General features: G+C 74.0%; 19 protein-coding genes. 10 read left to right on the top strand and 9 right to left on the bottom strand.

Annotated features, from left to right (window positions below; all coding sequences use genetic code 11):
* Window positions 1-12: 12 nt before the first annotated feature.
* Window positions 13-867, bottom strand: a complete 855-nt coding sequence (locus AB0H75_RS35165; RefSeq protein WP_367803955.1) for a hypothetical protein — start codon at window positions 865-867, stop codon at window positions 13-15.
* A gap of 202 nt (window positions 868-1,069) precedes the next feature.
* Here AB0H75_RS35165 and AB0H75_RS35160 point away from each other — a divergent pair, with 202 nt between their 5' ends.
* Together AB0H75_RS35160 and AB0H75_RS35155 are read left to right on the top strand one after the other, a co-directional pair.
* A complete protein-coding gene (locus AB0H75_RS35160) occupies window positions 1,070-1,774 on the top strand; it encodes a ThuA domain-containing protein (protein ID WP_367803954.1) in 705 nt (234 codons plus the stop codon).
* Complete coding sequence (locus tag AB0H75_RS35155; protein ID WP_367803953.1) at window positions 1,759-2,844, top strand: Gfo/Idh/MocA family protein; 1,086 nt, start codon at window positions 1,759-1,761, stop codon at window positions 2,842-2,844. Before AB0H75_RS35160 ends, AB0H75_RS35155 begins: the two co-directional genes overlap by 16 nt.
* 32 nt (window positions 2,845-2,876) lie before the next feature.
* Here AB0H75_RS35155 and AB0H75_RS35150 read toward each other — a convergent pair whose 3' ends face one another.
* The 3 genes from AB0H75_RS35150 to AB0H75_RS35140 are packed head-to-tail and all read right to left on the bottom strand — an operon-like array spanning window position 2,877 to window position 3,995.
* Window positions 2,877-3,182, bottom strand: coding sequence for a hypothetical protein (locus tag AB0H75_RS35150; RefSeq protein WP_367803952.1), 306 nt, complete (start codon window positions 3,180-3,182; stop codon window positions 2,877-2,879).
* Window position 3,183: 1 nt separating this feature from the next.
* Window positions 3,184-3,540: a PRC-barrel domain containing protein gene (locus tag AB0H75_RS35145; RefSeq protein ID WP_367803951.1), complete on the bottom strand. Its 357-nt coding sequence runs from the start codon at window positions 3,538-3,540 to the stop codon at window positions 3,184-3,186.
* 17 nt (window positions 3,541-3,557) lie between these two features.
* The gene (locus AB0H75_RS35140; RefSeq protein WP_367803950.1) at window positions 3,558-3,995 is read right to left on the bottom strand and encodes a DUF1772 domain-containing protein; all 438 of its coding nucleotides are present in this window, start codon (window positions 3,993-3,995) and stop codon (window positions 3,558-3,560) included.
* Between the two features lie 150 nt (window positions 3,996-4,145).
* Between AB0H75_RS35140 and AB0H75_RS35135 the strand changes: the two genes are divergently transcribed.
* From AB0H75_RS35135 to AB0H75_RS35125, 3 genes are all read left to right on the top strand, one after another.
* Complete coding sequence (locus AB0H75_RS35135) at window positions 4,146-5,378, top strand: cytochrome P450 (RefSeq protein WP_367803949.1); 1,233 nt, start codon at window positions 4,146-4,148, stop codon at window positions 5,376-5,378.
* 112 nt (window positions 5,379-5,490) lie between these two features.
* A complete protein-coding gene (locus tag AB0H75_RS35130) occupies window positions 5,491-8,007 on the top strand; it encodes a polysaccharide lyase family 8 super-sandwich domain-containing protein (protein WP_367803948.1) in 2,517 nt (838 codons plus the stop codon).
* 286 nt (window positions 8,008-8,293) lie between these two features.
* Window positions 8,294-9,070: a glycoside hydrolase family 25 protein gene (locus AB0H75_RS35125; RefSeq protein ID WP_367803947.1), complete on the top strand. Its 777-nt coding sequence runs from the start codon at window positions 8,294-8,296 to the stop codon at window positions 9,068-9,070.
* Window positions 9,071-9,095: 25 nt separating this feature from the next.
* On the opposite strand, the gene AB0H75_RS35120 is transcribed toward AB0H75_RS35125, so the two are convergent.
* Window positions 9,096-11,216, bottom strand: a complete 2,121-nt coding sequence (locus tag AB0H75_RS35120; protein WP_367803946.1) for a DUF4132 domain-containing protein — start codon at window positions 11,214-11,216, stop codon at window positions 9,096-9,098.
* 1 nt (window position 11,217) lies between these two features.
* Entirely contained in the window at window positions 11,218-11,610 is a 393-nt protein-coding gene (locus AB0H75_RS35115; RefSeq protein ID WP_367803945.1) for a hypothetical protein, read from the bottom strand.
* Window positions 11,611-11,771: 161 nt separating this feature from the next.
* On the opposite strand from AB0H75_RS35115, the gene AB0H75_RS35110 reads away from it, so the two are divergent.
* From AB0H75_RS35110 to AB0H75_RS35090, 5 genes are read left to right on the top strand one after another with little or no spacing between them, the layout of a single operon-like run.
* On the top strand, window positions 11,772-12,602 hold the full coding sequence (locus tag AB0H75_RS35110) for a S1C family serine protease (RefSeq protein WP_367803944.1): 831 nt from the start codon (window positions 11,772-11,774) through the stop codon (window positions 12,600-12,602).
* Between the two features lie 14 nt (window positions 12,603-12,616).
* Window positions 12,617-13,603, top strand: a complete 987-nt coding sequence (locus AB0H75_RS35105) for an AAA family ATPase (protein ID WP_367803943.1) — start codon at window positions 12,617-12,619, stop codon at window positions 13,601-13,603.
* A gap of 7 nt (window positions 13,604-13,610) precedes the next feature.
* Entirely contained in the window at window positions 13,611-14,498 is an 888-nt protein-coding gene (locus tag AB0H75_RS35100) for a DUF58 domain-containing protein (protein WP_367803942.1), read from the top strand.
* Window positions 14,495-15,460, top strand: coding sequence for a VWA domain-containing protein (locus tag AB0H75_RS35095; protein WP_367803941.1), 966 nt, complete (start codon window positions 14,495-14,497; stop codon window positions 15,458-15,460). The genes AB0H75_RS35100 and AB0H75_RS35095 overlap by 4 nt, the downstream gene beginning before the upstream one ends.
* Window positions 15,460-16,533 carry a VWA domain-containing protein gene (locus AB0H75_RS35090; RefSeq protein WP_367803940.1) on the top strand — a complete coding sequence of 358 codons (1,074 nt, stop codon included), beginning with the start codon at window positions 15,460-15,462 and terminating at the stop codon, window positions 16,531-16,533. The genes AB0H75_RS35095 and AB0H75_RS35090 overlap by 1 nt, the downstream gene beginning before the upstream one ends.
* Here the strand turns inward: AB0H75_RS35090 and AB0H75_RS35085 are convergent.
* From AB0H75_RS35085 to AB0H75_RS35075, 3 genes are read right to left on the bottom strand one after another with little or no spacing between them, the layout of a single operon-like run.
* Complete coding sequence (locus tag AB0H75_RS35085) at window positions 16,511-16,843, bottom strand: YnfA family protein (RefSeq protein WP_367803939.1); 333 nt, start codon at window positions 16,841-16,843, stop codon at window positions 16,511-16,513. The two genes, AB0H75_RS35090 and AB0H75_RS35085, sit on opposite strands and share 23 nt — an antisense overlap.
* Window positions 16,840-17,352, bottom strand: a complete 513-nt coding sequence (locus tag AB0H75_RS35080) for a MerR family transcriptional regulator (RefSeq protein WP_367803938.1) — start codon at window positions 17,350-17,352, stop codon at window positions 16,840-16,842. Before AB0H75_RS35080 ends, AB0H75_RS35085 begins: the two co-directional genes overlap by 4 nt.
* A complete protein-coding gene (locus tag AB0H75_RS35075) occupies window positions 17,349-17,699 on the bottom strand; it encodes a hypothetical protein (protein WP_367803937.1) in 351 nt (116 codons plus the stop codon). Before AB0H75_RS35075 ends, AB0H75_RS35080 begins: the two co-directional genes overlap by 4 nt.
* Window positions 17,700-17,760 lie beyond the last annotated feature (61 nt).

Below are 17,760 nucleotides of genomic sequence, written 5' to 3'. Positions count from 1 at the left end.
GCTAGCGATCGGTCACGGGCTCGGCGGCGGCGTCGTGAGGGCCGTCGTCGGGGTGTCCGTGGGCGGGGTGGGCGGGGTGATGGTCGGGGTGGCGGTCGGGGTGGCGGTCGGGGTGACGGTCGGGGTCGGCGGGGTCGCGGTCGAGGTCACCGTCGGCGGGGTCGCGGTCGGCGTGGTGGGCGACGTCGGCGTGGGGCAGGTGGCCGGCGTGCGCCACGACGGCGCGGGAGCCCACCAGTGCCAGCCGCGGCCCCAGCCCTTCCAGGTCCGCTTGACCGGGCGCGACAGGTCGTAGACGTACAGGGCCGTGCCGTTGCCGCCCTCATCGGCGGGGACGGCGGTCACCGACACCCAGTCGTCCTGCCGGATCGGGCTGGTGCCGCGACGGCCGGCGATCGTTTGGGTGTCCTCGCCGATCGTGTACGTCTTCTCCAGGCCGTCCTGGCTGCGTACCGTGATGGAGTCCTCCGACACGGCGGTCGCCTGGCCCGTCTGGGCGAACAGCGTCACCGAGCCGCAGCCGTCCTTGGTGGCCACCGCGAACTCGCCGTGCATCGCGCCGACGAAGCCCCAGGGGCTGAGCGGGGCGAGCTCGGGAGTGGGGGTCGCGGTGGGGGTGCCGGTCGGGGTGTCGGTCGGGGGTTCCTCGGTGGCGGTGGCGGTGATCGTGATCGTGTCGGTCGGGGTGGCGCTGTCCGTGGGGGGCGCGCTGTCGGTGGGGGTGGCGGTCGGGGGATCGGCGGGCGTGGCGCCCGCCGCGGCCACCGCGACTCCGGCACCGGCCCCGCCCGTCGCCATTAACACCGCGGTGGCGGCGACGAACAGCGGCCGCCTGATCCGGTGGTCGCGATGATGATCGGCATTCATAGGCGTTACCTTTCGTCTCATTCGCGTCGTCTCATTTGCGTTGATCCCTCTGTATGAGAACCCCGCCGGACTAAGGCATCCGTAAACTGCCGCCCCTCGTGCCCCGGCCGGGGGTCTGCCCGGAAAGCGCTGCCCACTCTCACGCCACCTATGCGGGAATGGGACGATCGGAGCGTTCGACCACTCGGCGATAGGCGAAAGCATGGCAAGTGACCAGGGCCGAAAGGCTCTCGTGGTTCGGGGCGGCTGGGAAGGGCACTCCCCGGTCGAGGCCACGGAGCTGTTCATCCCCTTCCTGGAGAAGAACGGGTTCGAGGTGCGGAGGGCCGACTCACCGGCGCCGTACGCGGACCCCTCGTACATGTCCGGCGTCGATCTCATCGTGCAGTGCTACACCATGGGCACCATCGCGCCGGAGGAGCTGAAGGGACTGGAGGCCGCGATCCGGGCCGGCACCGGCATGGCCGGCTGGCACGGCGGCATCGCCGACTCCTACCGCAACTCCTCCGACTACCTCCACCTCATCGGCGGCCAGTTCGCCTGCCACCCCGGCAAGCACCCGGACGAGCGGGAGGGCACGCAGGCCGACAACTTCGTCCCCTACACCGTGAACCTGCTGCCCGAGGCGGCCGGGCACCCGATCACCGAGGGCCTGGCCGACTTCGACCTCGTGACCGAGCAGTACTGGGTCCTGACCGACGACTACATCGACGTGCTCGCCACGACCACCCAGCGGGTCCGCCCCTGGGACCCGTGGCACCGTGAGGTCACCTCGCCCGCCCTCTGGACCCGCCAGTGGGGCGAGGGCCGCATCTTCGTCACCACCCCCGGCCACAGCCTGGACGTCCTCCAGCACGAGACCGTCCGCACCATCATCGAGAGGGGCATGTTGTGGGCCAGCCGCTGAACGTCGGCGTCGTCGGCTGCGGCGCGATCTCGGCCCAGTACTTCCGCACCATCGACCGCCTGCCGCAGCTCCGCCTGGCGGCCGTCGCCGACCTCGACCTGGACCGGGCGCGGGAGGCGGTCGCGCCCTACCCCGGCGTCGCGGTCATGACCGTCGCGGACCTGGTGGCCGAGCCGGACGTGGACGTCGTGCTCAACCTCACCGTCCCGGCCGCGCACGCCGAGGTCGCGCTGCTGGCGATCGCCGCGGGCAAGGACGTCTACGGCGAGAAGCCGCTGGCCGCCACCTCGGAGGAGGCGGCCGGGGTGCTGCGGGCGGCCGAGGCGGCGGGCGTGCGGGTGGGCTGCGCGCCGGACACCGTGCTCGGCACCGGCACGCAGACCGCCCGCAAGGCCATCGACGACGGCCTCGTCGGCCGCCCGCTCGCCGCCACCGCCACGATGGTCACGCCGGGCCACGAGCGCTGGCACCCCAACCCCGACTTCTACTACGTCCCCGGTGGCGGGCCGCTGCTCGACATGGGCCCGTACTACATCACCAGCCTGGTGACGCTCCTCGGGCCGGTGGCCTCGGTGATCGGCGCGGCCGCCCGCCCCCGGGCCAAGCGCACGATCGGCTCCGGCCCGCGGCGCGGCGAGGAGATCCCGGTGACCGTGGACACCCACGTCACCGGCGTCCTCGTGCACGCCTCGGGCGCGCTGTCCACGCTGGTGATGAGCTTCGACGCGGCGGCCACCAGGGCGCCGCACATCGAGGTGCACGGCGAGCGCGGCTCGCTGGTCGTCCCCAACCCCAACCACTTCGACGGCGTCGTCCAGCTCTCCGGGGTGGGCGAGGAGGGCTGGCGCGACCTGCCGGAGTCGGCCGGCTACCGGGACGCGGGCCGCGGCGTCGGCCTGGCCGACCTGGCCGCCACCCCGGCGGGCGAGGAGCCGCGGGCGAGCGGGACGCTGGCCTTCCACGTCCTCGACGTCATGGAGTCGCTGCTGGCCTCGGCCCACTCGGGGGCGGCGGTGCCGATCACCAGCACCTGCGAGCGCCCGTCACCGGTCGCCCTGCTGTCCCTCTGAGAGCCCGGGCACTCCGTGGTTCCGGACGCGGGTCATGGGCGCGGCGAGATCCGCGTCCATGTCCCGCTCCACCCCCGGTGCGAGCGCCGCCCCGACGCGGCCACGCACCTGCGGCACACCTCGCCGATCTCCTCGGCCGCGCCGCCCGACTCCGGGAAGACCTCGGGCCAGCGGACGTGGTGGAAGCGCAGCAGGCGGGCCCGGCTCAGCGGCAGGCCGCACAGGGTCTGGTTGGTGCCGGGGTACCAGGCGTGCGCCTCGCCGGCGGGCATGCGCACGCCGTTCTCGTCCCGCCACTGGCCGGAGGCCGCGACCGACGGTTCCCCTCGCTTCGTCATGTCACATCGTGCCCGGGAAGGCCGCGTAGTAGCCGCCGACCTCGTCGCGGTAGCGGGTGTCCCGGTAGGAGGTCTCGTCGAACTCCGGCGCCTTCTTGATCTCGTCCTTGGTGCGGCCGACGTAGAGCTTGCGGGCGTCCTGGTCGATGCGCTCGACCGCGCCCGCCGGGATCAGCACCTTCCTGCCGAAGATCCACGGCCCGGTGTCCACGACCACGTAGCTGTCGCCGACGGCGTTGTTGGCCGCGTCCACCGCGCCGATCTTCCCGTCGGTCGCCTCCACCTCGAAGCCGACCAGCTCCACCGACTCGTGCTCCTTGAGCTCCGGCCGGTAGCGCCACAGATTGTCGTTCGCCATGCCTGGCCCCTACCCCTCTACAGGGCGATAAGCCCGGCTCCGACCAGCGCGAGAGCCGCCACGGAGGCCGCGGCCCGCAGCGTGTTCCAGGCCGTCCACCTGCGCGTGTAGTCCTTCCACGGCATCGTCCCCGCGTCGAGCGCGTTGTTCATCGGGACGTTGATCGCGGCGGTGACGAGGAAGGAGCCGGCGAAGCCCACCGCGGCCGCGGCGAGGAACCACGCCGCGGCGGCGCCGTCCGCCAGGAGCCCGGTCACCAGCGCGGCCACCGGCGAGCCCAGGAACACCACGAAGAGCCAGGGGTTGAGGATCTTGCGGTTGACGCTGCGCATCGCCGCCTCGGCCTGCGCCGGCTCGACCGCGTTCAGGCCGGGCACGACGGACATCGAGAAGGTGTAGAAGAGGCCGGCGAGCAGGCCGTGCAGGACGAGGGTGACGAGGGCGAGGATCATCATGCCCTCATGGTGGTCCCGGCCGCCCCGGGCGGTCCATGCACGGGACGCTCACCCGCATACGCGACCGTCCACCGCCAATGGCGCCGCACGCGGGGAAGTATCCTTCGCGGCACTGACGGGCGGGGCCCTGACGTCCGTAGATTCGGGTGGATGGCGACGACGAAACTGCCCTCCTTTCCTGTCGCGGGCGAGAGCCCGCTCGACACCTGTCTCAGGCTCCGCGAGCTGGCCCCCGTGGTCGAGGTGGAGTTCCCGGGAGGCGTCCCCGCCTACCTGGCGCTGACCCACCAGGCCGCGCAGGAGATCCTCGCCGGGGACGACCGGACCTTCCTGCGCGACCCCGCCCGCTGGCCCGCCCTGCACGACGGGTCGATCCCCGAGGACTGGCCGCTGCGCGCGATCGTCCAGGGCGGTCACCTGGCCACCATCGACGGCGCCGACCACCGGCGCCTGCGCGGCCTCGTCGGCCGGGCGTTCACCCCGGCCCGCGTCGCGGCCCTGGAGCCGCGCGTCCAGCAGATCATCGACGGCCTGCTGGACGGCGTGGTGGCCGCCGGCGACGGCGTGGACCTGGTGCCCGCCTTCACCGGGGCGCTGCCGATGGACGTGATCTGCGAGCTGTTCGGCGTGGCCGCCGCGGACCGGCCCCGGGTGCGCGCCTGGACCGCCACGCTGCTCGCGCACGACAACACGCCGGAGGCGGCGTTCGCGACGCAGCGCGACCTGCAGGCGTTCCTGTACGACCTGGTGGCGCGCAAGCAGCGCGACCCCGGCGACGACCTCACCTCCGGCCTGGTCCAGGCCCGCGACGAGGCCGACCGGCTCACCACCGACGAACTGGTGGGCGTGTTGTGGCTCATGCTCGTCGCCGGCCACGAGACCACCGTGCACCTGCTCGGGCACGCCGTCGTGGCCCTGGCCCGCGATCCCGGGCAGCTCGCGCTGGCCAAGGCCGGCGACCGGTGGGCCGACGTGGTCGAGGAGACCCTGCGTTACCGCCACTCGGTGCTGATGACCAGCTTCCGCTTCACCGCCGCCGAGGTGAGCGTCGCCGGGGTGCGCATCCCCGCGGGGCGGGCGGTGGGCGTCGCCTTCCAGGCGACCGGCCTCGATCCGGCCCGGTACGGCGACAGCGCGGACCGCTTCGACCTCACCCGCGAGCAGATTGGCCACCTAGGCTTCGGCCACGGCCCCCGCTACTGCGTCGGCGCGGCGCTGGCCCGGCTGGAGAGCCGGCTGGCGCTGGCCTCCCTGTACGGGCGGCTGCCGGACCTCACCCTCGCGATCGACCCGGACGACATCCCGTACTCGCCGTCGTTCTTCACGGTCGGCCCGCTGACCCTTCCCGTCCGGCTCGGCCTGCCGCCCGGAGGTGCGCGATAGCGCGCGGCGGCGGCCCCGGCCGCGCAGGAACAGTCACCGGAGGCCCTGGGCGAGCCCGAAAAGATCATGTATGGTGAGCGCGGCCCGTCCTCCCAACGGCCTGGAGCCCGCCGTGCCGCAGCCTTCCCGCCGCCAGGTCCTCTCCCTGCTCCCCGCCGGCCTCCTGCTGGCCGCCGCCGCTCCCGCCCGCGCGGCGGCCGGCCTCGACCACGCCCGCCTGCTCGACCACGCCCGCCTGCTCGCCAACACCGTCGCCATGCTCGCCGGCACGCCCGAGGTCAACGCCCGCCCCGAGGTCGCCGCCAAGCTCGCCGCCGTCCTCACCACCGCCCGGCAGCGCCTGGCCGCGATGGACCGGGCCGGCGAGGGCGAGCTGTTCGCCGGCCTGGCGCTCGGCACCGACGACGTCAACCTGCGGCTGGCCTTCCAGTACCTGTACGAGATCGCCCTGGCCACTCGCACCCCCGGCGGCGGGCTCGACGGCGACGCCGCCGCCCAGCGCCGCGTCGCCGACGGCCTGCGGTGGCTGCACGAGCGCTACTACGGCGACCAGTCGAAGGGCTACTACGGCAACTGGCACAACTGGGAGATCGGCATCCCCACCCACGTGACCAGGACCCTCGCCCTGCTGCCCGAGCCGTCGCGCGCCGATCTGACCGCGACCTACCTGGCCACGATGGACGCCTACCTCCGCAACGGCAGGAACGGCGACGTCGATCTCGACTCCCGCTTCCACACCGGCGCGAACCTGGCCGACATCACCGCCAACCGCATCGTGCAGGGCGCCCTCACCGCCGACGACGCCCGCGTCGCCAAGGCGATCGCCGACCAGTCCACCGTGTTCGCCACCATCGACCCGTACGCCCTCCAGCACGGCAACACCGACGGCTACTACCGCGACGGCTCCTTCATCCAGCACCACTCGGTGGCCTACACCGGCTCCTACGGCCGCGCCCTGCTGACCCGCGTCGTGCAGACCCTGAAGACGCTGGAGGGCGTGACCACCGAGGGCGCCGCCGGCCTGCCCGGCGTCGTCCACCGCTGGATCGCCGACGGCTTCGCCCCGCTGATCTTCGAGGGCTGGATGATGGAGATCGTCAAGGGCCGGGCGGTCTCCCGCACCACCACCGGCTACACCGACGTCGGCGTGATCGTGGAGGCCGCCACCGACCTCGCCGGCCTCCTGCCGGAGCAGGACGCCCTGGCGCTGAAGAAGTACGTCAAGCACCTGCCGGCCGCCGACACCGCCGCCTTCGTCTCGCCGGTCAGCATCGCCCGCTACGCCGCCATCCGCGCCGACGCCACGATCCCGGCCGCCGACCTCAACCCGCCCGAGCGCAGCGTCGCCTTCAACGCCATGGACCGCACCGTCCACCGCCGCCCCGGCTACGCCTTCGCCCTGGCGCGCAGCTCCGAGCGCATCAGCAAGTACGAGTACATGAGCGGCGAGAACCTCATGCCCTGGTTCCAGGGCGACGGCGCTCACTACCTCTACCTGGCCGGCGAGGACCAGCGCGAGGTCTTCGGCGTCGACTACTACACGACGGTCTCGCCGTACCGGCTGGCCGGGGTGACGGCCCCGGTGGAGGAGCGCCGCACGATCCCCGAGCTGTACGGCGGCCGCCTGTGGTACGACAACCCGGGCCACCCGCTCAACTTCACCTCCTCCTCCGAGTCCCAGAACACCTACGTGTACTTCCCGGTCGCCGGCAACGCCTTCTCCGGCGGCGCGACCCTCGGCGCGTACGGCGTGGCGGGCATGGTCCAGTCCGACGACGCCGCCTACACCGCCAAGCAGGCGGGCCTGTTGCCCGACGACTTCGTCGCCTACCGCGACGCCCGCGCCACCAAGTCCTGGTTCCTGCTCGACGACGAGATCGTGGTCCTGGCCGCGGACGTCTCCGGCCAGGCCGGCCGCGCCGCCGTCACCACCGTGGACAGCCGCATCGCGGCCCCCTCCGACGCGGTCACGCTGAGCGGCGAGACCTGGGCCGGCTCCCCCTGGCGGCAGGGCGGGGCGGGCGCGCCGCGCTGGCTGCGTTACGCCAACGCCACCCGCGGCACCGCCGTCGGCTACGCCTTCCTCTCCCGCCAGCCCGTCGCCGCCGGCCTGGAGACGGTGACCCGCAGCCGCCGGGTCGTCCGCACCTCGAACCCGGACACCCCGGTCACCAAGAACGTCTTCACCGCCACGGTCACCCACCCCGCCACCGGCGAGCTGCCCGCCTTCGCCTACGCCCTGGTCCCCCACGCGACCGAGGCCCGCCTGCGCGGCTACGCCAGGGGGCCGCTCGCCGTCCTGGCCAACACCCGGCACCTCCAGGCGGTCCGGCACCGGGATCTCGGCCTGCTGGCGGCCAACGCCTTCACGGCGGGCCCGCACCACGCCGGCCCGCTCGTGCTCGACGGCCCGGCCTCGGTGCTCGTACGGTCGGGGGAGCGCACGACGGTCGCGCTGTCGGACCCGACGATGAAGCGCGAGCGCGTCACCGTCGTGCTGCACGGCCGCTCCCTCCGCCTGGACCGGGCCGACGAGGGGGTGACGGCGCGGCGCGTCCCCGGCGGCACGCTGGTCGAGGCCGTCACCCGCCACGCCTACGGCCGCACCCTCACCGCCGTGCTGCGTTAGGGACGGCCGGAAAGATCTACCCGGGTACGGATCCCCTGCTGGAGCGGCGTTTCCGGGCGTTCCACGCCGCCGCGGGCTGGGTTGGGCTTTATCATATTTGCTCTCCTTTTGGTGGGATATGTACCTTTTATGAGCAGCGGTGTGCTCGGCCGCGGCCTCTTGCCGTCCCGCCACCGCCCCGTTGACCGGACCGCCTGATCCGCGACTCGCGGAACCGGGGCCCCTCGTGCGCCCGAACCCCTCAGCTCACCCGGCAGGCGGCATGGAACCAAGGAGTCATCACCTCATGCCCGAGTCCCGGCTCGCCGCAACGCTCAAGAACCGGCTCTCCGACCGCTTCGGCCTGGCCGTCGGCGGCGCGATCCTGGCCACGACCACCGCGATCACCGGCGTGACCTGCGCGGCGCTGGCCTCGTCCGCCGAGCGGGCCGCCACCGGCCACGCCGCCACCGCCGGCGAGGCGCGCCACGAGGCCCGCACGCCCATCTACGGCGTGGACGTCTCCAACTACGAGCCGGCCTACGACTGGAACGACAGCCCGGCCCAGTTCGGCTTCATCAAGGCCACCGAGGGCACCGGCTTCCAGGACGCCTCCTTCGCCAGGCACTGGCGCGAGATGGGCGCCAAGGGCATCGTGCGCGGGGCCTACCACTACGGCCGCCCCGGCAACGATCCCGTCGCCGAGGCCGACCACTTCCTGTCCGTGGTGAACGCGCAGCCCGCCAAGCCCGGCGACCTGCTGGTCCTGGACCTGGAGACCGCCGACGGCCGGTCGGTCGAGGAGGTCAACGCCTGGGCCAGGACCTGGCTGTCGCACGTGAAGGCCAGGACCGGCATCACCCCGATGTTCTACAGCGGCTGGAACTTCGCCGACACCTACGGCAAGGGCCTGTCCGAGTACCCCCTCTGGGTCGCGCACTACAGCCGGGCCAAGGGCGCGATCACCCCGCCCGCCGACTGGAAGTCCTGGGCGATCCACCAGTACACCGACGCGCCGATCGACCAGAACGTCTCCGCCCTGACGACCGACCAGCTGCGCGAGCTGGGCCGCCCGTCCGCCTGAGCCACCGCGGGGGCCGCCCGGCGGTTCACGTCCGCAGCTGGCGGGTGATGGAGGGGTCGGTGATGGCGGTGTCGTCGGCCAGCAGGAACGCCTTGCTGAGGATGAGCGCCAGCCGGCCGTCCTCCTCGAAGGGCAGGAACAGGCCCGCGTGCGGGTCGCCCATGGTCACGATGCACAGGTAGGCGTCGTTGGGCTCCATCAGGACGTTCGCGGACCCCAGGTGGATCTTGTAGGTGCGCAGGTCGCCGCGTACCACCAGGAAACGGTCGGTGAGCGTGCACCGGCCGGCGATGGCCGTGCGCCCGATCAGGCGGGCCAGCGCGTCGCGGCGCACCTCAGCGGAGGGCGGCAGCGGCGCGGACGCGCCGGTCCGCCAGTAGTCCAGCAACGGGCCGGGCCCCTGGTCGCCCCACCGGGGATCCGCCGCGACCGAGGCGACGGCCACGAACAGGTCGACGTCCCGCATGGCCTCGCTGAACACCAGTGCGGGCACCTCCGCCAGCCGGGCCTGCCGCCACCCGCCCCCGGCCGACTGATGGAAGCGGATCGGGCCGGTGCTCGCGTGGAACTCGTCGTACAGGGAGTGCTCCAGCGTCGCCCGCCACAGCCCGCCCGCCATCACCCTTTCGGCCTGCCCCTCGAAGCCGCCGTCCCACATCCCCAGGAAGTCCGAGCGCCAGCCGCGCTGCTTGAACAGCGCGCGGAGCCGGCGGTAGTGCGCGATGTGGCCGGCGAACCGGTTGGAGTGGTCGCCGGTGGCCTCCTCGGCCGGCGTGAGCAGGTAGATCTCGCGGAAGGCCTGCTTGAACGGCTGGCGCAGCTCCTTGTCCTGCACCGCGTCCCGCCAGGCGCGCACCTCCGCCACCGCCGCGCGGGCCGGATGCCACAGCCGCACCGGCACGTCCGGCACGTTCATCCCCAGCTCGGCGCGCCATACGCCAGGGGAGACCTCGAACTCCCAGATCAGCCGGTCGGTGATCGGCCGGCCTTCCAGCTGCCGGTACGGCGGGACCGTGGTGCCGGTGTAGCCGGCCTCCAGCGCCCTGGCCAGGGTCGCCTCCTGCTGCCGGGCCTGCTGGGCCAGCTCGCGCAGCCGCTTGACCTCGCCGGAGTGCTCGCGCCTGACCGCCGCGGGAACGGTCTTCAGCTTCCTGCCGCCGCGCCACCACGACAGCTCGACCTCGCCGTCGGTCGAGATCACCGCCGCGTACTCGCCGAACTCCTGCCGCGCCCGCCCGTCGGGCAGCCGGAAGGCCACCTCCAGCCGGTCGGCCAGGGCGGGCTCGATGCGCTTGAACTTGCGGTCGAGCTGCAACGGCACCCCGCCGTGCCGGGTGATCCTGCGGGCGGTGCGCAACGCCGAGACGGCCTCGGGCGTCGGGTACTCCTCCGCCGCGCGGGCGATCTCGAACAGCAGCCCCTGGGAGGGCAGGGTCCTGGCCGCCGGGTCGGGCGCCACGGCGATCCCGCGTACCAGCTCGTCCAGCAGCTCGGGCAGCCAGGGCTCGTCCCGGCCCAGCGCCAGCCGCACGGCCCGGCCCAGCGCCTGCTTCTCCCCGTCGCCGAACGCCTTCTCCGCCCGGTACGGGATCTCGCCGGCGTGGATCGCCGCGACGCGGGCCCTGGCCGCCTCCAGGGCGGTCCGGGCGAAGGCGGGGTAGCCGGGCAGGCCGCCGAGCCATTCGGTCAGGCCGGGCAGCGGCTCGTCCGCCCGTGCCCGCGTCGCCTCGGCGAACAGCGCCCGCCGCTCGACGTCCCAGCCGAGCACCAGGTCCAGCTCGGCGACCGCGATCGGCCCGCACCCGGGGACGAGCCGGGCGCGCACCTCGGCGTCCAGGCCGGCCAGCCCGGCGGCGACCAGCACGGTGAAGGTCCCGGCGCGCCGCTCGCCGTCCCGCGGGAGCAGGAACGCGACCAGCTCGCGGGCCGGCGCGACCAGCAGCCGCCTGGTCTGCTCGCTGAGGGCGTACCGCTCGGACCTCGGCAGGTCGCCGCCGGCCTGGACCGGCTCGCCGGTGCCCAGACCGGCCAGCCCGACGCTCAGCCGGGAGACCTCGGGCCAGTGGGAGGGGTCGTTCGCCCATCCATCGATCAGGTCGCGCAGGCGCGACGCGAGCGGGGACAGGAGGAGCTGGGGGACGTCCATGTCAGCCCCCGACCAGCGGGACGAGCTTGACGAACGAGACGACGGGATCGGCGGCCAGGTCGATCTCGGTGTCCAGGTCCTCGATCTGCCGGTCGCCGACCAGCAGCAGGAAGCCGTTGCGGGCGAAGGCGGCCTCGGCGGCGTCGGCCTGCCGCTCCCAGTTCAGCCTGCGGGCGGCGCGCATCCGGTAGCCGTTCAGCTCGGCCTCGGCGTCGGCCGGCTTGACCAGGCCGCGGAAGTGGTGGCTCGGGGCGGCGTTGTGCCGGGCCACCTCCTCGCGGACGCGTAGTCGCACCAGCTCGCGGGCCGAGATGCGCTCGGGCAGGCCGGACAGGGGGAGCTCCGCCAGTGCCCGGCCGGTCGCGGTCTCGTCGCGTAACGTCACTGATGCCATCGAACGCCCTGCTTCCGTGAAGATCAATTAATGCGCCATCTATAGCAGCGGCGTACGACAGAAGCTCTCATCCGGACGCCCGACGCTCCGGCCGGTGGTTCTCATGGAGTTCTCAGGTGAGCTTTGTGGCGCTTTGAGCAGAATTTTATGACGATGGAGCGATGGAGGACGTGCCGCAGGCGGCCGGGAGAGCCCGGTGGTTCGTCGCCGGTGGCGTCGCGCTGGCCGTCGTGGCGGTGCTGGCGTACTGGCTGGGCGGCGGCGGCCGGAGCGTCGAGGGGGCCGGGCCCAGGCCGAGCCCCACGCCGACGCCCGCCGCCACGCTCGCGGTGCCCGAGGTCTTCAAGCGGGTCGGGCCGTCGGTGGTGGTCGTCCAGACCGGGAAGTCGCTCGGCACCGGGGTGATCGCGGCCGAGGACGGGACGATCCTCACCGCGCACCACGTCGTCAAGGGCACCGGGGGAAAGGGCACCGGTGGAAAGGGCACCAAGGGCAAGGGCGCCAGAGGAAAGGACACCGAGGACGTCACCGTGACGTTCGCCGACGGCACCAGGGCGAAGGCGGCCGTCGTGTCCGCCGATCCCGAGCGCGACGTGGCCACCCTCAAGCCCGCCAAGCTGCCCGAGATCGTCGTCCCCGCGACGCTCGGCGGCGCCGTGGACGTCGGCGCGACCGTCGTCGCGATCGGCAACCCGCTGGGCCTGACCTACAGCGTCTCCACCGGCGTCGTGTCGGGCCTGAACAGGACCGCCGACCGCACGGCCGACGGCGACGACCTGGACGGGCTCATCCAGTTCGACGCCTCCGTCAACCCGGGCAGCTCCGGCGGCCCCCTCCTGGACGCCCGTGGCCTGCTCGTCGGGATCGTCGTCTCGATGGCCGACCCGGGAGGCGACGAGGCGTTCGCCGGAATCGCGTTCGCGGTGCCGATCGGCGCGGCCCTGGGCGGCGACGAGGGCGACGGCCCGCCGGGCAACAGAGGGCAGATATGACGACAAGGAATGGTATGACCTCGACCACGCCGGCCGGTTCCCACCCGCTCGAACAGGTGCTGTTCGAGGTCAAACGCACGATCGTCGGCCAGGACGCCCTGCTGGAACGCATGGCCGTCGCCCTCGTCGCCGACGGCCACCTGCTGGTGGAAGGCGTGCCCGGCCTGGCCAAGACCCTCGCGGTGCGGTCGCTGGCCGCCGCGATCGAGGGCACGTTCCAGCGCGTCCAGTTCACCCCCGACCTGGTGCCCGCCGACCTCGTCGGCACGCGGGTCTACCACCAGCACTCCGGCGAGTTCAAGACCGAGCTGGGCCCGGTGTTCGCGAACCTGCTGCTCGCCGACGAGATCAACCGCGCCCCCGCCAAGGTGCAGAGCGCCCTGCTGGAGGTGATGCAGGAGCACCAGGTGACGATCGGGCGCGAGACGTTCCGGGTGCCCGAGCCGTTCCTCGTCATGGCGACGGAGAACCCGATCGAGTCGGAGGGCACCTACCCGCTGCCCGAGGCGCAGGTGGACCGCTTCATGATGAAGGTGGTCGTGAACTACCCGACGCAGCCCGAGGAGCAGGCGATCGTCCAGCGGGCGCTGCGCCCGCCGGAGCCGCCCCAGCCGATGCTGACGACCGCCGACCTGATCGCCATGCGGGCCCGCGCCCAGGAGGTGTACGTCGATCCGGCGATCGTGGACTACGCGGTGCGCCTGGTCGGCGCCACCCGTTCCCCGGCGACCGCCGGCCTCGGCGAGCTGGAGCACTACGTCACCCACGGGGCGAGCCCCCGGGCGTCCATCGCGCTGGTCACCGGCGCCCGGGCGCTGGCGTTCCTGCGCGGCCGCGACTACGTCCTGCCGCACGACCTGTCCGAGCTGGCGCTGGACGTGCTGCGCCACCGCCTCGTGCTGTCCTACGAGGCCCTGGCGGACGACGTGGACGCCGACACCGTCGTCACCAGGGTGCTCGGAGCCGTCCGGGCGCCCGACGTCGTCCTGCGGAACCGCTGACCCGCCCATGACCACCGCTCCCGAGAGGCTGCTGCTCCGCCTGGAGTGGAAGGTCGTCCGCAGGCTGGACGGCCGGCTCCAGGGCGCCCACCGCACCGCGCACCGGGGCGCCGGGATCGACTTCACCGGGCTGCGCGCGTACGCGGAGGGCGACGACGCCCGGCACATCGACTGGAACGTCACCGCCCGCCTGGACCAGCCGCACCTGCGCGTCTTCACCGAGGACCGCGAGCTGACGGTGTGGCTCGTCCTCGACCGCTCGGCGTCGATGGCGGTCGGCAGGCCGGGGCGCGGCAAGCACGACGTGCTCGCCGAGCTGGCGCTCGTCCTGGCCCGGCTGTTCGGGCGGGGCGGCAACCGGGTCGGCGCGCTGCTGTTCGACACCGGGGTACTGCGCGTGGTGCCGCCCGGCACCTCCCGCAGGCACGCGCTGCGGATCGCCGCCGAGCTGGACCGCACCGCCTCGGCCCAGGGCGGCGGCGCCACCACGGACCTGGCCGGGATGCTCGACGCGGCCGGGCGCCTGGCCCGCCGCCGCGCCCTCGTCGTCGTGCTGTCGGACTTCATCGGCGACGGCGACTGGGAACGCTCGCTCCAGCGCCTGGCCCGCCGGCACGAGGTCGTCGCCCTGCGCATCGTGGACGCCGCCGACGACGTCCTGCCCGAGGCCGGTCTCGTCGTGGTCGAGGACGCCGAGACCGGCGAGCAGCTCGTCGTGGACACCGCCGACCCGCTGCTGCGCCTGCGCCTGCGCGAGGAGGTGGACGCCCGCGACGCCCGGCTGGCGGCGGGCATGCGCCGGGCCGGCGTGCCCGTCCACCGGATCGGCACCGACCGCGACCTGGCCGAGGCGCTGGTCGAGGTCGTCGCCAGGACCCGGGACCGGTCGCCATGACCCTGGCCTCCCCGCTGCTGCTGGCCGCCGGGCTGCTCGTCACGGCGGCGCTCGCCTGGGCGGCCGTCGTCTCGGCCCGCCGCAGGAGGGCCGCGCTCGCCGCGGCCGGCGTCGCCCTGCCGGGCGGCGGGCGCCGGGCGCACCTCGGGACCGGCCTGACCATCGCCGGCGTCGCCGTGCTCGCGCTCGCCACCGCCGGGCCGGCGGCCCTGGTGCCGGTCCCGCGGACCGCCGGGACCGTCGTCCTCGCCATCGACGTCTCCAACAGCATGGGCGCCGACGACGTCGCCCCCAACCGGCTGGCGGCCGCGCAGCGGGCGGCCCGCGCGTTCGTCGAGGCGCAGCCCGACAGCGTGGACATCGGCGTCGTCGCGTTCGAGCGGGGCGCGCTCACCACCGCCCGCCCCGACGCCGACCACGCCAAGGCGCTGGCCGCCATCGACCGCCTGAAGGTCTCCGGCGGCACCTCGCTCGGGACGGCCATCACGGCCTCGCTGACGGCGATCACCGGCAGGCAGGTCGCCGTCCGCACCGACGGCACCGTCCCCGACCTCGGCTACTGGCCGTCCGCGACGATCGTGATGTTCTCCGACGGCCAGAACCGGGGCCAGAACGCCGACGCGGAGACCGAGCGCGCCGCCGAGGTCGCCCAGAAGGCTGGCGTCCACATCCACACCGTCGGCGTCGGCACCACGGCCGGGACGACGGTGATGGTGGACGGCTTCCGTCTGCAGACCTCGCTGGAGGAGGAGACCCTCACCTTGATCGCGCAGACCACCGGCGGCGGCTACCACCCCGCCTCCGACGCCGCGCGGCTCGACGGGATCGCCGACACGATCGACCTGCGGCTCACCGTCTCCGACGAGCCGCTGCCCCTCGCCGGCGGGCTGATCGTGCTCGCCCTCGCGCTGCTCGGCGCGGGGGCGGCGCTCACCGTGCTCAGGACCGGGCGGGTGATCTGATGTCGCTGTCGTGGCCGTGGGCGCTGCTGTCCGTCCTGGTCGTCCCGCTGATCCTCGTCGTGCGCTGGTGGGCGCTGCGCCGCCGCCGGCGGGCCGCCGTGCGCGTCACCTCGATCGCGCTGGTCCGCGCCGCGCTGCCGGGACGTACCCGCTGGACCAGGAGGATCCCGCCCGCGCTGCTCGTCGCCGGGCTCGTGCTGCTCGCGGCCGGCGCCGCCCGCCCGCAGGCGTCGGTGCCGGTGCCGATGAGGTCGGCGACGATCCTGCTCGCCCTCGACACCTCCGGCTCCATGTGCTCCACGGACGTGGACCCCAACCGCCTCACCGCCGCCAGGAAGGCCGCCGCCGACTTCATCGAGTCGCAGCGCGGCGGGCCGCGCATCGGCCTGGTCACCTTCGCGGGCACCGCGGGCCTGCTCGTCCCGCCCACCGACGACACCGACGCGCTGATCGAGGCGCTGGAGAACCTCAGCACCTACCGCGGCACCGCGATCGGCCAGGCCGTGCTCACCTCCATCGACGCGATCGCCGAGGTGGACCCGTCGGTCGCCCCCACGGGCGCGACCCCGCCCGCCGGCTCAGGACAGGGCTACGCCGGCGCGGCGATCGTCGTCCTCACCGACGGCGCCAACACCCAGGGCGTCGATCCGCGGACCGCCGCCCAGGAGGCGGCCCTGCGCCGCGTCCGCGTCTTCACCATCGGCTTCGGCACCACGAACCCGGCCCCGATGGTCTGCGACAGCTCCCAGCTCGACAGCCGCGGCTTCACCTGGGGCGGCGGCTTCGGCGGCCGGGGCGGCTTCGACCGGGGCGGCCGCAACGTCCGCCTCATCGACGAGCCCGCGCTCAGGCAGATCGCGCGCACCACCGGCGGCTCCTACCACCGCGCCGAGAACGCCGACCAGCTCCAGGACGCCCTCGACGCCCTCCCCGGCACCTTCACCGTCGTCCACGAGCGCGTGGACACCGCCGCCGCCTTCGCGGGAGCCGGTGCCCTCCTCGTCGCCGCGGCCCTGTCCCTGTCCCTGTGGTGGAACCGGAGCCGGGCGGTCAGCCGCGCGGCGCGTACATGATCACCAGGACGCCCGCCAGGCAGACCAGCGCGCCGGTGACGTCCCAGCGGTCGGGCCGGAACCCGTCCACCACCATGCCCCAGAGCAGCGACCCGGCGACGAAGACGCCGCCGTAGGCGGCCAGGACGCGGCCGAAGCCCGCGTCCGGCTGCAACGTGGCGACGAGCCCGTACAGGCCGAGCGCGACCACGCCGGCCCCGATCCACAGCAGGCCGCGCTGCTCGCGCACCCCCTGCCAGACCAGCCAGGCCCCGCCGATCTCGGCTACCGCGGCCAGGGCGAACAACAACAACGAGCGAACGACCGTCATGACCGCCAGTACACCGCAGTCCGGCCCGCGTTCGGCCCGGTCGTCGGCTCGGTGGCCGGTCCGGTGGTCGGCTCGGTCGTCGGCCCGGTGGTCGGCCCGGTGGCCGGCAGCGGGCAGCCGGGGCAGGTGCAGTGCGTCAGGCTGTCGCAGCCGGCGGCGACGACCGCGGCGAGCGCCCGCCGGACGGTGGTCAGGTCGGCGATCCGCGCGTCCACCTCGGCGATCTTGGCCTCGGCCCGGGCCCGCAGGTCGGGGGTGGGACGGCCGCGCCCGCCGGGGCCGATCAGCTCGCCCACCTCCTCCAGGGTGAAGCCGAGCCGCTGAGCGGCCTTGATCACGGTGAGCAGGGTGACGGTCTCCGGCGGGTACGCGCGGTGCCCGCCGGGGCTGCGCCGGGGCTCGGGGATCAGCCCCCGCCGCTCGTAGTACCGCAGGGTCTGGAGGTTGACACCCGCCCGCTCCGCCACCTGCCCGCTGCGCAGATAAGGCCCGTCGAGATCCCGTCTCATGCCGGGGCGGCCGCCGCGCCGGCGCGGGCCTGCAACGCGTCCAGCACCCCGGCGTGCTCCGGCGGCACCGCGACCTCCAGCGCGAGGCCGCCGTCCGCGACGGTGAGGGTGAAGGTGAAGAACGAGCAGCAGCCGCTCTCGCGCGCCGTCAGCTCGGCGGCCCGCGCCGCGTTGCCGGGGCTGAAGGCCAGCTCCAGCCGCAGCCGCTCGCGGCCGGGGCGCCGCACCGCCCGCACGGCCCCGGCGAACAGCTCGTCGAACTCGGCCACCCGCGGCGGCCGCTCGGCGGTGGGCAGCGTGCACGCCGGGGGCACCCACTGCCAGCCGGGGGAAGGTCCTCGTGTCATGTCCCGACGGTAAACCCGTACCCGGGTACCGGATGCAAGCCCCTTCCGCCCGCCGGCAGCG

Source organism: Nonomuraea sp. NPDC050783 (assembly GCF_040802095.1).
GTDB lineage: Bacteria > Actinomycetota > Actinomycetes > Streptosporangiales > Streptosporangiaceae > Nonomuraea.
The sequence above is the reverse complement of the archived record's forward strand: the minus strand, read 5'-3'. Positions and strand labels throughout refer to the sequence as shown.